The organism is Agrobacterium sp. 5Ca39, assembly GCF_055382365.1.
Map to the genome: position 1 here is coordinate 512,717 of NZ_AP026437.1, position 12,864 is coordinate 525,580.

12 protein-coding genes are annotated in these 12,864 nt (G+C 61.3%); 10 read left to right on the forward strand and 2 right to left on the reverse strand.

Annotation, left to right across the window (positions count from 1 at the left end):
• Positions 1–76: 76 nt before the first annotated feature.
• On the forward strand, positions 77–1,411 hold the full coding sequence (locus tag ACZ47E_RS16170; protein ID WP_006698689.1) for an aspartate aminotransferase family protein: 1,335 nt from the start codon (positions 77–79) through the stop codon (positions 1,409–1,411).
• 30 nt (positions 1,412–1,441) lie between these two features.
• On the opposite strand, the gene ACZ47E_RS16175 is transcribed toward ACZ47E_RS16170, so the two are convergent.
• Complete coding sequence (locus ACZ47E_RS16175; protein ID WP_464017022.1) at positions 1,442–2,068, reverse strand: GDSL-type esterase/lipase family protein; 627 nt, start codon at positions 2,066–2,068, stop codon at positions 1,442–1,444.
• Between the two features lie 55 nt (positions 2,069–2,123).
• Positions 2,124–3,035 carry a 2-dehydro-3-deoxygalactonokinase gene (locus ACZ47E_RS16180; RefSeq protein ID WP_464017023.1) on the reverse strand — a complete coding sequence of 304 codons (912 nt, stop codon included), beginning with the start codon at positions 3,033–3,035 and terminating at the stop codon, positions 2,124–2,126.
• 116 nt (positions 3,036–3,151) lie between these two features.
• Here ACZ47E_RS16180 and ACZ47E_RS16185 point away from each other — a divergent pair, with 116 nt between their 5' ends.
• From ACZ47E_RS16185 to ACZ47E_RS16225, 9 genes are all read left to right on the forward strand, one after another.
• Positions 3,152–4,060: a dihydrodipicolinate synthase family protein gene (locus ACZ47E_RS16185; RefSeq protein ID WP_464017024.1), complete on the forward strand. Its 909-nt coding sequence runs from the start codon at positions 3,152–3,154 to the stop codon at positions 4,058–4,060.
• Entirely contained in the window at positions 4,057–5,223 is a 1,167-nt protein-coding gene (locus tag ACZ47E_RS16190) for a mandelate racemase/muconate lactonizing enzyme family protein (protein ID WP_004438168.1), read from the forward strand. The genes ACZ47E_RS16185 and ACZ47E_RS16190 overlap by 4 nt, the downstream gene beginning before the upstream one ends.
• 24 nt (positions 5,224–5,247) lie before the next feature.
• A complete protein-coding gene (locus tag ACZ47E_RS16195; protein ID WP_004438170.1) occupies positions 5,248–6,519 on the forward strand; it encodes an ABC transporter substrate-binding protein in 1,272 nt (423 codons plus the stop codon).
• A 66-nt stretch (positions 6,520–6,585) separates the two neighbouring features.
• Positions 6,586–7,512 carry a carbohydrate ABC transporter permease gene (locus ACZ47E_RS16200; RefSeq protein WP_006698684.1) on the forward strand — a complete coding sequence of 309 codons (927 nt, stop codon included), beginning with the start codon at positions 6,586–6,588 and terminating at the stop codon, positions 7,510–7,512.
• Between the two features lie 10 nt (positions 7,513–7,522).
• The gene (locus tag ACZ47E_RS16205; RefSeq protein WP_004438176.1) at positions 7,523–8,353 is read left to right on the forward strand and encodes a carbohydrate ABC transporter permease; all 831 of its coding nucleotides are present in this window, start codon (positions 7,523–7,525) and stop codon (positions 8,351–8,353) included.
• 2 nt (positions 8,354–8,355) lie between these two features.
• The gene (locus ACZ47E_RS16210) at positions 8,356–9,438 is read left to right on the forward strand and encodes an ABC transporter ATP-binding protein (RefSeq protein ID WP_464017025.1); all 1,083 of its coding nucleotides are present in this window, start codon (positions 8,356–8,358) and stop codon (positions 9,436–9,438) included.
• The gene (locus tag ACZ47E_RS16215; RefSeq protein ID WP_464017026.1) at positions 9,435–10,415 is read left to right on the forward strand and encodes an NAD-dependent epimerase/dehydratase family protein; all 981 of its coding nucleotides are present in this window, start codon (positions 9,435–9,437) and stop codon (positions 10,413–10,415) included. Before ACZ47E_RS16210 ends, ACZ47E_RS16215 begins: the two co-directional genes overlap by 4 nt.
• Positions 10,343–12,094, forward strand: a complete 1,752-nt coding sequence (locus ACZ47E_RS16220; RefSeq protein WP_172965675.1) for an SMP-30/gluconolactonase/LRE family protein — start codon at positions 10,343–10,345, stop codon at positions 12,092–12,094. The genes ACZ47E_RS16215 and ACZ47E_RS16220 overlap by 73 nt, the downstream gene beginning before the upstream one ends.
• Before the next feature lie 3 nt (positions 12,095–12,097).
• A complete protein-coding gene (locus tag ACZ47E_RS16225; protein ID WP_464017027.1) occupies positions 12,098–12,859 on the forward strand; it encodes an SDR family NAD(P)-dependent oxidoreductase in 762 nt (253 codons plus the stop codon).
• The last annotated feature ends 5 nt before the right edge of the window (positions 12,860–12,864 follow it).

Here is a 12,864-nt window from a genome sequence, read left to right on the forward strand (position 1 = left end):
TTGAAATACTATCAATTGGACTGCCGCTGCAAGAGCCTGTTATCGTCCGGCAAAATCAAACACAGGGAACCGCGGCATGGACGATCTTTCGAAGAACTTCACATCGTTGAATGAGGAGCCGGCCTTCTGGGCGGCGGCCAACAGACATCTCACCCGTTATGGGCCTGCCTTCGAGGAGATCATTGTTGAGCGGGCCGAGGGGAGTTTCGTTTATGATGCGGATGACCGTGCCATCCTCGATTTCACCTCCGGCCAGATGAGCGCCCTGCTCGGGCACACCCATCCCGACATCGTCGCCACCGTCAACCGGCAGATGGCGTCGGTTGCGCATCTGTTTTCCGGGATGTTGTCCCGTCCCGTGGTCGAGCTCGCGGCGAGGCTGGCAGCTCTCGCGCCGGGTCTCGACCGGGTACAATTGCTGACTACGGGCGCCGAATCCAACGAGGCGGCCATCCGTATGGCGAAGCTCGTCACCGGTGGTCACGAGATCGTCGCTTTCGCCCAGAGCTGGCACGGAATGACCGGCGCAGCGGCTTCCGCGACCTATAGCGCCGGCCGCAGGGGCTATGGCCCTGCAACGGCTGGCTCGCTCGTCATCCCCGCACCGAACGCCTATCGTCCGCGATTCACGAATTCTGATGGATCGAATGACTGGAAGGCGGAGCTTGATGACGCCTTCGAACTGATAGACCGCCAGTCCACCGGCAACCTTGCCGCCTTCATTGCCGAACCAATTCTGTCGAGCGGTGGCATCCTCGAATTGCCCGTCGGCTATCTTGCTGCGCTCAAGAAGAAGTGTGTCGAGCGCGGCATGCTGCTCATCCTCGATGAAGCCCAGACCGGGGTCGGAAGGACCGGGCACATGTTCGCCTTTCAGCGGGATGGCGTTACACCCGACATCATGACGCTGTCAAAAACGCTGGGGGCCGGCCTCCCGCTCGCCGCGGTAATGACCAGCGAGGAGGTGGAGCAGAAAGCCTTTGAGAGAGGTTTTCTCTTCTATACGACCCACGTGTCGGATCCGTTGCCTGCGGCTGTCGGCGTTACGGTTCTCGACGTGGTGGCCCGCGATGGCCTTGTCGAGCAGGCAATCGCCCGTGGCAACCGCCTGAAGGAAGGCCTTCTTTCACTTCAACAGCGGTTCGAATGTGTCGGCGACGTGCGCGGCCGCGGGCTTCTGCTGGGGCTTGAGGTCGTGGCCGACAGGCATACGAAAGCGCCCGGTTTCGAGCTCGGCGCCCGCATCATGCAGGAGGCGATGCTGCGAGGGCTCAGCATGAACATCGTCAAACTGCCCGGCATGGGCGGTGTTTTCCGCATTGCGCCGGCGCTCACCGTATCCGATGCCGAGATCGACCTCGGGCTGGAAATACTGGCGGACTCAATCGAATCCGCCCAGGCGATGCGGTAGCATGTCGATGCCGGGCTTCTTTCCTGAAAATCAGGCGAGAAGCGCCGGCGTCTTCCGAAGTGCTTCCGCCCAGACCGCGTAACCTGCGGTGTTAAGGTGAACCAGATCGGGAAGATAATAGCGGAACATCGGCAGGCCGTTTTCCCCCATAAGGCCGGCATTCGGGTCCAGCCAGACGGCGTCGTTGGAGTTTTCGCACCAGTCCTGCGCCATGCGGTTGAAAAGGTCGAATTCGCCACGATAAATCCAGCGCGCGGGGCTGTGCTTGATGGCCAGAACAAAAACCTGCGTCTGCGGCAGCGCCTGCAGGATGCGCTGTCTGAGCGCCTGCAGATGTTGCAGCGCCGTGGCCGCCTTTAAGCCATCGCTGGCTATGTCGTTCTCGCCGAAATAGAGCGCCACTCTCCGGGGTCTCAGCGGCAGCAGGAGTTTTTCCATGTAGTGAACGGCCGAGAGGCAGGTGCCGCCGCCAAAGCCGAGATTGACGATGTCGAGCGTGCCCAGATCCTCGGCGATGGAGTTCCATATCCGGAAAGATGAGGAGCCATAAAAGGCAATCGGGTCCACCGGCAGCCCGAGTCGCTGAAGGCGCGTCAGGATGGTGAGGATATCGTTTTCGTGGCGGCTGGTGCCGATGCTGGCCGGGTAATCGTACATGTTGGTCCCTGGTATTGTGAAGGCCGGACACCAGGTGTCCAGCCGGCGTTTCCATTCAGGAAAGCGTCTTCTGCAGAACCGCCAGGGCTCCCTTCGTCAACGCGTCGTCATCGCCCATTGATATTCTGAGGCCAAATACGCCAGCGGCAATCAGATAGAGATCGTTGAGCCCATCATTGCCCACAATCGCCGCATCGTCTCCCTGTGCGTACCATCCCGCATCGCGGGCCTGCCGAAATTCCTGTCCGATGACCAGCCCACGGACATAAGACCGCAGCTGCTGTGCCGACAGTTTGCCGGCGAGCCCGCCGGTGCGTGCGGAAAACAGCAGCGACAGCATGGCTGCGGATTTTTTGGCCTCTTTCAAACCCCACAGGTATGCCTCCGGATCGTCGACCGGCGGCTGTGCGGAACCGCGCGCGATGAAGGAGTGATTGATGAGTAGGTTGAAGATTTCACCGGTCACGAATGTCTGGAAACCATCGATCCGCCCTGCCTTCACCCGTGCCCATTTGCTGTGTGTTCCGGGGATGATGAGGGTGGCGTCTTCCGTAAGGCCGTGGCCGACGATCTGGGTTTCCTCGCCGCGCATGACATCCGGAAACGGCTGGCGGCCGGGGTCATTCAGGCCGGGCAGGAATACAAGGTCGGACTCATTGGGCAACGTCCTGCGCACCGTGCCGGCGGCAAGTTCCGCCGGTCCCGCCGGGCAGGGCACATAGGCCACCTCGACCCAGCCGTTGCGGCTGGTGATCATGCCGAGCGCGGCCACGGGCAGAGCGCCGTGTTTTGAAAACCAGGGGGCGAGTGCGCTCATGAGGGCAGGCTCATGTTGCCCTTCGGCAAGGCTCGAAATGCCGTCGGCGGTTTCCAGATGTTCAAGTTCCGCCCCGTCGCTACCGACAAGCGCCGCTCGCAATGATGTCGTTCCCCAATCGACGATGATCGATGTCGCCCGTGCTGCCATTTCCCTGAACCTCCTCGTTCATTTCATCTGGGGGCTTGTCATAGGGCTCAAGTCTATGTAGTGTCAATTAGTGAATTCAAGGTATCAATATATGATACTTAATTGGGAGGAGTAAGATGGTGGCTGGCCTGAAGGGAATTTTGCCCGTTTTGCCAACGCCTTTTCTGGCGGATGGCGGTATTGACGAAGCGGGTATGGAGCGACTGGTGACCTTCGCGCTCGAAAAAGGCGTGGATGGTGTGGTGTTTCCGGGTTTTGCCAGTGAGGTTGAGACTTTGGATGCTGCAGAGCGTGCGTCGCTGCTGAAGATCGTTGTTGATGCTGTTGCCGGCCGGGTGCCGGTCGTGGCGGGCGCGAGCGCGGCAGACTGGAGAGACGTGGTTGAACATGGCCGCGCCGCATCTGATCTCGGTATTCGCCACCTGATGGTTCAGCCGCCAAAATCGGTCGGGACGGATGCGCCGGCGCTGATCGAGTTTCTGGGTAAGGTTGTCGAGGCGCTGCCCGGGGTTGAAATCATCCTGCAGAACGCGCCTGCGCCGCGCGGGTCTGATCTGTCGCCGGAAGCGATTGTCGAGATCGTCCGGTCTCTGCCGCAGGTCACCTACGTCAAGGAAGAAACGCTGCCGGCCGGTCCCGCCATCAGCCATATCATCGCCCATACGCCCTCAACATTGAAGGGTATCATCGGCGGCGGCGGCGCCCGTTACATTCTGGATGAATATGCGCGTGGCGCGACCGCTGCCATGCCGGCGCTGGAGATCGTCGAGGAACACGTGGCAATAGATCGCGCTCTCCGCGCAGGCCGTCAGGATGAGGCCCGGAAAATCTATGTCCGCACTCTTCCGCTTCTGGTTCTGCAGGCGGTTTATCGCATGCGGCTGACCAAGTACGTGCTGGCCCGCCGTGGGGTGATCGAGGGTCTCGGTGTCCGCGCGCCCACCCCGGAACTCGACAAGGCGGCGATTGCCGATATCGACGCCAACCTCGTCGAGCTCGGCCTTGTCGCCCCGGAGGCCGCATGAACAGCCCAGTTGCAACAATCGAAGTCTTCACGCTGACCCAGCCACGCAAGGTTCCCTATCTCGGGGCGCTGCGGGAAGGTGAAGTGGTCAATCCCAATGGATACATCGTCAGAAAGGGCAACCGCACGGTCTATCCAACCTTCGACCGCAGCGTGCTTCTGCGAATGACGACGGAAGCCGGCACCGTCGGCTGGGGTGAGACCTATGGCATCGTTGCGCCCGGTGCGGTGGCGGCTCTCATCAACGACCTGCTGGCCGGTTTCGTGATCGGCCGCGATGCATCCGATCCATCGGCGATCTACGACGATCTTTACGATATGATGCGCGTGCGCGGTTATACCGGTGGCTTTTACGTGGATGCGCTTGCTGCAATCGATATCGCCCTCTGGGATATTGCCGGACAGGAAGCCGGAAAATCCATTCGAGACCTGCTGGGTGGCGGCGTGGACAATTTTTCGGCCTATGTTTCCGGCCTGCCGGAGAAGACGCTGAAGGCGCGTGGAGAACTGGCGAAATACTGGCAGGATCGTGGCTTCGACGCCTTTAAATTCGCCACGCCCGTTGCAGATGATGGGCCGGCGGCGGAACTTGCCAATCTCCGGCAGGTGCTCGGCCCGCAGGCGAAGATCGCCGCCGATATGCACTGGAACCAGACACCGGAGCGAGCGCTGGAGCTCATCGCAGAAATGCAGCCATTCGATCCATGGTTCGCCGAGGCGCCCGTCTGGACGGAGGACATTGCCGGGCTGGAAAAGGTTTCGAAGAATACCGACGTGCCGATCGCGGTGGGCGAGGAATGGCGCACCCATTGGGATATGCGCGCCCGCATCGAACGCTGCCGTATTGCGATCGTGCAGCCGGAAATGGGCCATAAGGGTATCACCAATTTCATCCGTATCGGCGCTCTCGCAGCCGAACACGGCATCGACGTCATACCGCACGCTACCATTGGCGCCGGCATATTCCTTGCCGCCAGCCTGCAGGCATCGTCGACGTTGCCGACGCTGAAGGGGCACGAATTCCAGCATTCGATTTTCGAGCCGAACCGCCGCCTGCTGGAGGGCGATATGGATTGCCGCGAAGGCAGGTATCACCTGCCGTCGGGTCCGGGACTGGGCGTAAGACCGTCGGAGGCGGCGCTCGCCCTTATTGAACGTATCTGATTTGGTTCTTTGGAGGAGGAAACCATGACCAAAAGAATGAAGAAGCTGGCGCTGGGTACGGCGACCGCCGTTTTGATGACGATGAGCGCCGTTGCCCCTGCCATGGCCGATACCGTCCTAAAATTCATTTCCTGGCAAACGGATGACGCGGGAACGGGTGAATGGTGGCGTTCGGCAATCGCCGCCTTCGAGAAGCAGCATCCCGGCGTGAAGATCGAGTTCACCAAGGCGGAACGCAGCTCCTACGCGGATACGATGACCACGCTTTTCGCTGCCAACCAGCCGCCGCAGATCGTGCATCTCGCATCCTTCGAGTTCCAGATGTTCGCCGACAGCGGCTGGCTGGAGCCGCTCGACCCGTGGCTTAAGAAGGACGGCATCGACATGACCGGCTGGGCCGGTCAGCAGAAATGCGAATGGAACGGTGAGACCGTATGCATCATGACGAACTACTTCGGCTTCGTCATGGCTTATAACAAGAAGATCCTGGATGAGGCGGGCGTCGCGGTTCCGAAGACCTATGACGAGTTTCTGGCGGCCGCAAAAGCCACCACCAAGGATCTGAACGGTGACGGTATCATCGACCAGTTCGGGACCGGTCACGAGACCAAGGGCGGTCCAGGGCAGTATCTGACGGAGATGCTGAACTATGTCCTCGATGCCGGCGCATACTGGACCGACAAGGATGGCAACATAACCATCGACACGCCACAGATGGTGGAGGGGTTGAGCCGGTGGAAAACCGTGATGAAGAGCGGTATCAGCCCGGTCGACATGAGCGCCAGCGACGTGCGCAAGCTCTTTGCCGATGGCAAGATGGCGATGCGGCTCGACGGGCCTTGGCTTTACGGCACCACCGAGAAGGGTTCAGCCAAGGCTGACATCGTTTACGCGGCCCCCCCGCTTCATCCGCCGCTGGGAGGATCGTCCAACGTGCTCGCCATGCCGGCCGATATTCCCGACGACCAGAAGGCGCTCGTCTGGGATTTCATCAAGCTGACGATGTCGCCGGAGTTCCAGCGCAGCTATGCCACCCTTGGCGGCAACACCCCGCCAAGCCCCAAGGCCGACGTCTCGGGTGTCGAAAAGACCATCCCGCATTTTCCGGTACTGATCGAGACGATGAAGGCCGCATCCGAGGCGGGTATCGACCGTATTCCGACCGGACTTGAGCTCTTCTACAATGAATTCAGCAAGATGGTGATGGAAGAAAGCCAGCGGATGATCATTCAGGACCTCGATCCCGCGGAGGTGGCAAAAACCATGCAGGCCAAGGCCGAGGCCATCAAGGGCTGATCCCGTTTTGCCATGGCCCGCCTGGCGGGCCGTGGTTACCATCCGCATCCGGCAGGAGGACCATCCATGACCGCACCCGCTCGGGCCGGGCGCCGCAAGTTCTTTGATCTTGCGCGTCCCAGCCGGCAACATCTCCTCGGCTATATTCTGATCGCGCCCGCGGTCCTGATGGTTGCCGCCATCATCGTCTGGCCGCTTGTGCTGGCCATCGACCTGTCTTTCCAGCAGGTCAAGATACCGCGGCTCGGTGGCGCAAGCCGGCCGTTTTCACTGAGCAATTACACCTGGCTTTTCTCATCGCCGGAATTCTGGCTCGCCTGCTGGGTGACGCTGAAGCTGGTTGTCGTCGTCACCGCGGGCAGCGTAGCCGTTGGCCTCAGCACGGCGCTTCTGGCCAATAACCGCTTCAAGGGCCGAACCGTTGCGCGGCTGGGAATGGCGCTGCCCTGGGCGGTGCCGGAAATCATCGCGGTCGTCATCTTCGCATGGATGTTCGACACCTCCTTCGGCCTGTTCGGCTGGCTGGCGATAAAGCTCGGTTTCACCGACCAGATGATCCCGTGGGTGAGCAGTTCGACAGCCGCCTTCTGGGCTGTCGCTATCACCATGGTCTGGAAGGGTTTTCCTTTCGTGTCGATCATGTGCCTCGCTGGTCTGCAATCCATTCCCGCCGATTATTACGCGGCCGCCAAGGTGGATGGCGCGAGCGTCTGGCAGCGTTTCCGCTGGATCACCATGCCGCTTTTGATGCCGGTGCTGGGCGTGACGCTGGTGCTGACGCTTCTGTGGGTGTTCCGCGACTTTTCCATTATCAAGGTTCTGACCGGTGGCGGACCGCTGAGGTCGACCCAGACCCTGTCGATCATGACCTATGACCAGGCCTTCCAGTATCACAATTTCGGCCGCGCCGCCGCCGTGGGCGTGCTGACACTGGTGATCTGTATCGTCGCGAGCCTTCTGATGCTCGGCCGGCGTTCGAAATCGATCTATTGAGGAGGCTTTGATGAAACGGACATTTTTACAGAGCCTTGCCCTTTACGCGACTGTCATCTTCACGCTGGTGATGATCCTGTTCCCCGTCTACTGGCTTCTGGTCACGGCGCTCTCCACCACCGATGAACTGTACCGCCTGCCGCCGACCTTCTGGCCGGATGATGCGCAATGGGACATTTTCGCGAGGGTCTGGGCGGCGAAGCCGATCCTGCTATGGCTGTGGAACTCGATGCTTGCGGCCGTCGGCTCGGTGGCGCTGTCGATGCTCGTCTCCGTCAGCGCCGGTTATGCTCTGTCGCGTTATTCCATGCGGGGCGGCGCGACCATGGGTCTCTTCGTCCTGACGGCGAAGATGCTTCCTGCAACGCTGCTCGTCATTCCGCTGTTTTCGATCTTTTCCAGCTTCGGTCTGATCGGTAGCCTCTGGACACTGGTGCTGGCGCATTCGACCATGATCATTCCTTTCGCCACATGGATGCTGAAAGGCTATTTCGACACCATTCCGAAGGAACTGGAGCAGGCCGCGATGGTCGACGGTTGCTCGCCGATCGGTGCAATGGTCCGGGTCGTACTTCCGATCGCCACACCCGGTCTTGCTGCCACGGCACTTTATGCCTTCGTGCTCAGCTGGGCGGATTACGCCTATGCCCGCACCTTCCTCGTCAACTCGCCGGACAACTGGACGGCCAATCTCGGCATCACCACGATGCAGGGCGAATACGTCACCTACTGGAACGACATTTCCGCTGCATCCGTGTTCATCGCGTTGCCGATCATCGCAATCTATCTGTTTCTGGAACGTTATTTGGTCGGCGGACTCACCGCTGGCGCGGAGAAGTAAGCATGGCCAATATTTCCATTCGCAATGTCAGCAAGTCCTATGGCGCCCTCAACGTGCTCAGGCCCTTTTCGCTCGAGATCGAAAACGGCGAGTTCGTGGTGCTGGTCGGGCCTTCCGGCTGCGGCAAGTCGACGATGCTGAAAATCCTTGCGGGCCTTGAACCGGCAAGCGAAGGGCAGATCTTCATCGGCGAAAACGAAGTCACGGATCTGGCGCCGGGTGACCGCGACATCGCCATGGTGTTTCAGAATTACGCGCTTTATCCGCACCTGACGGTCCGGCAGAACATCGGCTTCGGCCTGAAGATGCGCGGCACGGACAAGACGGAGATTGATCGCCGGGTGGATGACGCGGCGCGCATTCTCGAGGTAACGCCCTATCTCGATCGCAAGCCGAAGGATCTTTCGGGCGGACAGCGGCAGCGCGTGGCGCTCGGCCGCGCCATCGTGCGTCAGCCGCAGGCCTTTCTGATGGACGAACCGCTGTCCAACCTCGATGCCAAGCTGCGCGTCCACATGCGTGCCGAAATCGGCGCCCTGCACAAGCGTATCGGTGTCACCACCGTTTATGTGACGCATGACCAGGTGGAAGCCATGACCATGGCGGACCGGGTGGTTATCATGCAGGGCGGCATCATCCAGCAGATCGCGGCGCCCGATGAGCTTTTCAACAATCCGGCCAACCTCTTTGTCGCCGGTTTCATCGGATCGCCCGGCATGAATTTCCTCAACGCGGAACTGCGTGACGGCGCAATGACTGTTTTCGGCCAGAAGGTAAACCTGCCGGCGGCATCTGCCAGGCAGGGTAGCGTGATCGTGGGCTTGCGGCCAGAGCATCTCGTTCTGGGCGATGGGCCGGTGACCTTCAGCGTTCGCCCGACGCTGGTGGAAAGTCTGGGATCGGAAAAATACGTCTATTTCGATGCGGAAGGCGCAAGGGTCGCAGATGGCGAGGAGGGCAGGTCCAAGGGGCTGATCGCCCGCGTCTCGCATAGCGGCAACCTTCGGGCTGACGAAGCGCTTCAGCTCGGCTTCGATCCGGCACAGCTTTATCTCTTCGACGCAAAGACCGGAGCACGGCTATGATCCTCGTCACCGGATCGGCAGGCCGTGTTGGTCGTGCTGTCGCCGCTGCCTTGCGCATGGACGCTCGGGCGGTCCGCGGCTTTGACCTTCGTCCGTCGGGTACGGGCGGTGAGGAGGTCGTCGGATCGCTGGAGGACGGGCAGGCGCTGTCCAAAGCCATGGAAGGTGTGAGCGCCGTTCTGCATCTCGGGGCCTTTATGTCGTGGGCGCCGGAGGACCGGGACCGCATGTTTGCGGTCAATGTCGAAGGCACGCGCCGTCTTCTGGATGCGGCCGCAGCCGCAGGCGTGCAGCGGTTCGTCTTCGCCTCGTCAGGAGAAGTCTATCCGGAAAACCGCCCCGAATTCCTGCCGGTCACCGAGGATCATCCACTTCGCCCCAATTCGCCCTATGGCCTGACCAAGCTTCTGGGCGAGGAACTGGTTCGCTTTCACCAGCGGACTGGCAGCATGGAAACCGTGATCCTGCGCTTTTCTCATACGCAGGATGCGGCTGAGCTGCTGGATGAAGACAGCTTCTTCTCCGGCCCGCGTTTTTTCCTGCGGCCGCGCATTCAACAGCAGCAGAATTTCGGGAACGTTTCGATTGCCGAACTGCTACAGTCCCGGGATATCGGCGAAGCGTCGCATATATTGGCGCGCAATGAAAACGGCCGGCCATACCGCATGCACATAACCGATACACGCGATATGGTGGCGGGGATCCTGCTCGCCCTCGATCACCCTGATGCGGCGGGCTGCATCTTCAATCTCGGCGCGGATGAGCCGTCCGATTTCGCCGAGCTTCTGCCGAAAATGGCCGCGGTGACCGGCCTCCCCATCGTGACTGTCGATTTTCCCGGCGACGGCGTTTATTACCATACGTCCAACGCGCGGATCAAAAACACCCTGGGGTTTGAGGCACAATGGACGATGGACCGGATGCTGGAAGAGGCGGCCGCCGCAAGGCGGCAGCGTCTCGCGAAGGAGACGCGATGAAACCCGAGACACCGGGCGGCACCGCTGCGCTGGCGAAGGGGTTGACCCTTCTCGACATGGTGGCCGATGCGCCGGAGCCGCCGCGTTTTGCAGAACTGTTGCGCGCATCCGGCCTGCCCAAGCCGACTTTCGCCCGCATCCTGCGCACCCTCATAGCCTATGGGCTCGTCCGTCAGGATGAGGCGCGTGGAACCTATGTTCTGGGCCAGCGCTTTCTCGAAATGTCCCACAAAGTCTGGGAGAGCTTCGATCTGGTATCGGCCGCGACACCCGAACTCGAGAGGTTGGCTGCCGAACTGGGCGAGACCGTAGCGCTCTGCCGGCTGGACGGTATCATGACGCAATATCTCGCGGAACGTTCCCCAAACGGTCTCTCCGTGCGGGTAGAAGTGGGACGCCGGGTTCCTTTGCATTGTACCGCGCCGGGCAAGGCGCTGCTTGCCTTTCAGGACCCTGCTGTCGGCCGTTCCCTGCTCGATCGGCTGACGCTCGATGCGCAGACGCCGCGGACGATTACCACGCTCGATGCACTTCAGGCCGATCTGACGCTGACGCGGGCGAGGGGTTACTCGATCTCCTATGAGGAGCACCTGCCAGGGGTGAATTCCGTTGCCGCACCCGTCATGGGCCGTGACAATACGCCGATGGGTGTGCTTGTCGCGCTCGGGCCGTCGTCGCGGCTCGATGCGTCCAACATTCATCCTGCCGGGCGTGAACTGATTGCCGCTGCACGCCGGATTACCGGCGCCGCCGGGGCTGTCGCCATCAGCTCGCGGCCACGACCGCGTTCGGCAACAGGACGCCCCAGCGCCGAACTCAGCTGCATTCTTCCCTGGGGGGCGCAGCTTGGGGAAAGCCCGGTCTGGCATGAAGGCGAAAACGCGCTCTACTGGGTGGATATTCTGCACCCCGCCGTCCATCGTTTCGATCCCGCCACCGGCCGTAACGAAACCTGCGAGACAGGTAAGCTGGTCAGTGCCGTCATTCCAGTCTCCGGAGGGCGATTGCTGGTGGCGTCGCAGGATGGCGTCGAATGGCTGGACTTCACTTCGGGCCGGCTGACACCCTTCGTCAGCCCGGAGGCTGGCATTGGCGATAACCGCTTGAACGATGCCAAATGCGGGCCGGACGGTGCCATCTGGGTCGGGTCGATGCGCATCGATGCCTCCAAGCCCACCGGCGCGCTTTATCGGATCAATGCCGATGGGGCATTCGAACGCAAGGAAGGCGGCATCGTCGTCTCCAACGGTCTCGGCTGGAGCCCCGATGGCAGGACCTTCTATTTCGTCGATACGGTGCCCGGCCTTATCCATGCCTATGATTGTGATCCGACGACGGGCGCCCTGTCGCAGCGCCGTGAATTTGCCCGTATTCCCGTGGCCGACGGCCGTCCGGACGGCCTCGCCGTGGATGCGGAAGGCGGGGTGTGGTGTGCGATCTGGGACGGCTGGTGCGTGCGCCGCTATCTTCCGAACGGCAAGCTGGATCAGGTGATCGAGATGCCGGTGCCGCGCCCGTCGAGTGTGGCCTTCGGCGGGCCGGACCTGTCGACGCTCTTCATCACCAGTGCCCGCACGCGCCTGCCGGCATCCACGCTCGCCGACGCCCCGCTGTCTGGTGGCCTGTTCTCCTGCCGCCCCGGAATTGCCGGCGCGCGCATTTCACTGTTCGAAGGATAAATTATGCGTCTTGAAAGCGTCTTTGGTTTGAAAGGCCGCACGGCGCTCGTCACCGGTTCCAGCCGCGGCATAGGGGCAGCCATAGCGGAAGGGCTGGCGGGGGCCGGCGCGCATGTCATCCTGCATGGCGTGAAGCCGGGTGCGACAACCGCCGTGCGGCAACGTATCGCGGACGGCGGTGGCTTGGCCCAAGAGCTGGCGGGTGATCTCTCCGAACCCGGCGCCGGGCGCGATCTTGTCGAGCGCGCCGAGACGGTCGCACCGGTTGATATTCTCGTCATCAATGCGAGCGCCCAGATCAATGGGGTACTGTCGGAGCTGAACCCCGATGATCTGGCGTTTCAGCTGGCCGTCAATCTCGGGTCGACAGTGGACATGCTGCAGACGATCCTGCCGCGCATGGCGTCGCGAAAATGGGGAAGGGTGGTTTCCATCGGCTCGGTCAACCAGTTGCGGCCGAAGGGCATCGTCACCGCCTATGCCGCCACCAAGGCTGCGCAGCATAATCTGATCCAGAGTCAGGCGCGCGACTATGCGAAGGACAATGTTCTCCTCAACACTCTAGCGCCCGGTCTGGTCGATACGGATCGCAATGCCCATCGCCGGGACGAAGACCCCGAAGGCTGGGCTGAATATGTCCGGACCCTGAACTGGATGGGACGAGCCGGTCAGCCGGAGGAAATGGTGGGCGCCGCCATCTTCCTGTCTTCGCAGGCCTGCAGCTTTATGACCGGCGAGAGTATTTTCATGACGGGCGGTTACTGACTTCT

Coding starts and splice junctions, on each gene's coding strand:
- ACZ47E_RS16170 (WP_006698689.1), top strand. CDS start 77: ATGGACGATCTTTCGAAGAACTTCACATCGTTGAATGAGGAGCCGGCC.
- ACZ47E_RS16175 (WP_464017022.1), bottom strand. CDS start 2,068: ATGTACGATTACCCGGCCAGCATCGGCACCAGCCGCCACGAAAACGAT.
- ACZ47E_RS16180 (WP_464017023.1), bottom strand. CDS start 3,035: ATGGCAGCACGGGCGACATCGATCATCGTCGATTGGGGAACGACATCA.
- ACZ47E_RS16185 (WP_464017024.1), top strand. CDS start 3,152: ATGGTGGCTGGCCTGAAGGGAATTTTGCCCGTTTTGCCAACGCCTTTT.
- ACZ47E_RS16190 (WP_004438168.1), top strand. CDS start 4,057: ATGAACAGCCCAGTTGCAACAATCGAAGTCTTCACGCTGACCCAGCCA.
- ACZ47E_RS16195 (WP_004438170.1), top strand. CDS start 5,248: ATGACCAAAAGAATGAAGAAGCTGGCGCTGGGTACGGCGACCGCCGTT.
- ACZ47E_RS16200 (WP_006698684.1), top strand. CDS start 6,586: ATGACCGCACCCGCTCGGGCCGGGCGCCGCAAGTTCTTTGATCTTGCG.
- ACZ47E_RS16205 (WP_004438176.1), top strand. CDS start 7,523: ATGAAACGGACATTTTTACAGAGCCTTGCCCTTTACGCGACTGTCATC.
- ACZ47E_RS16210 (WP_464017025.1), top strand. CDS start 8,356: ATGGCCAATATTTCCATTCGCAATGTCAGCAAGTCCTATGGCGCCCTC.
- ACZ47E_RS16215 (WP_464017026.1), top strand. CDS start 9,435: ATGATCCTCGTCACCGGATCGGCAGGCCGTGTTGGTCGTGCTGTCGCC.
- ACZ47E_RS16220 (WP_172965675.1), top strand. CDS start 10,343: ATGGACGATGGACCGGATGCTGGAAGAGGCGGCCGCCGCAAGGCGGCA.
- ACZ47E_RS16225 (WP_464017027.1), top strand. CDS start 12,098: ATGCGTCTTGAAAGCGTCTTTGGTTTGAAAGGCCGCACGGCGCTCGTC.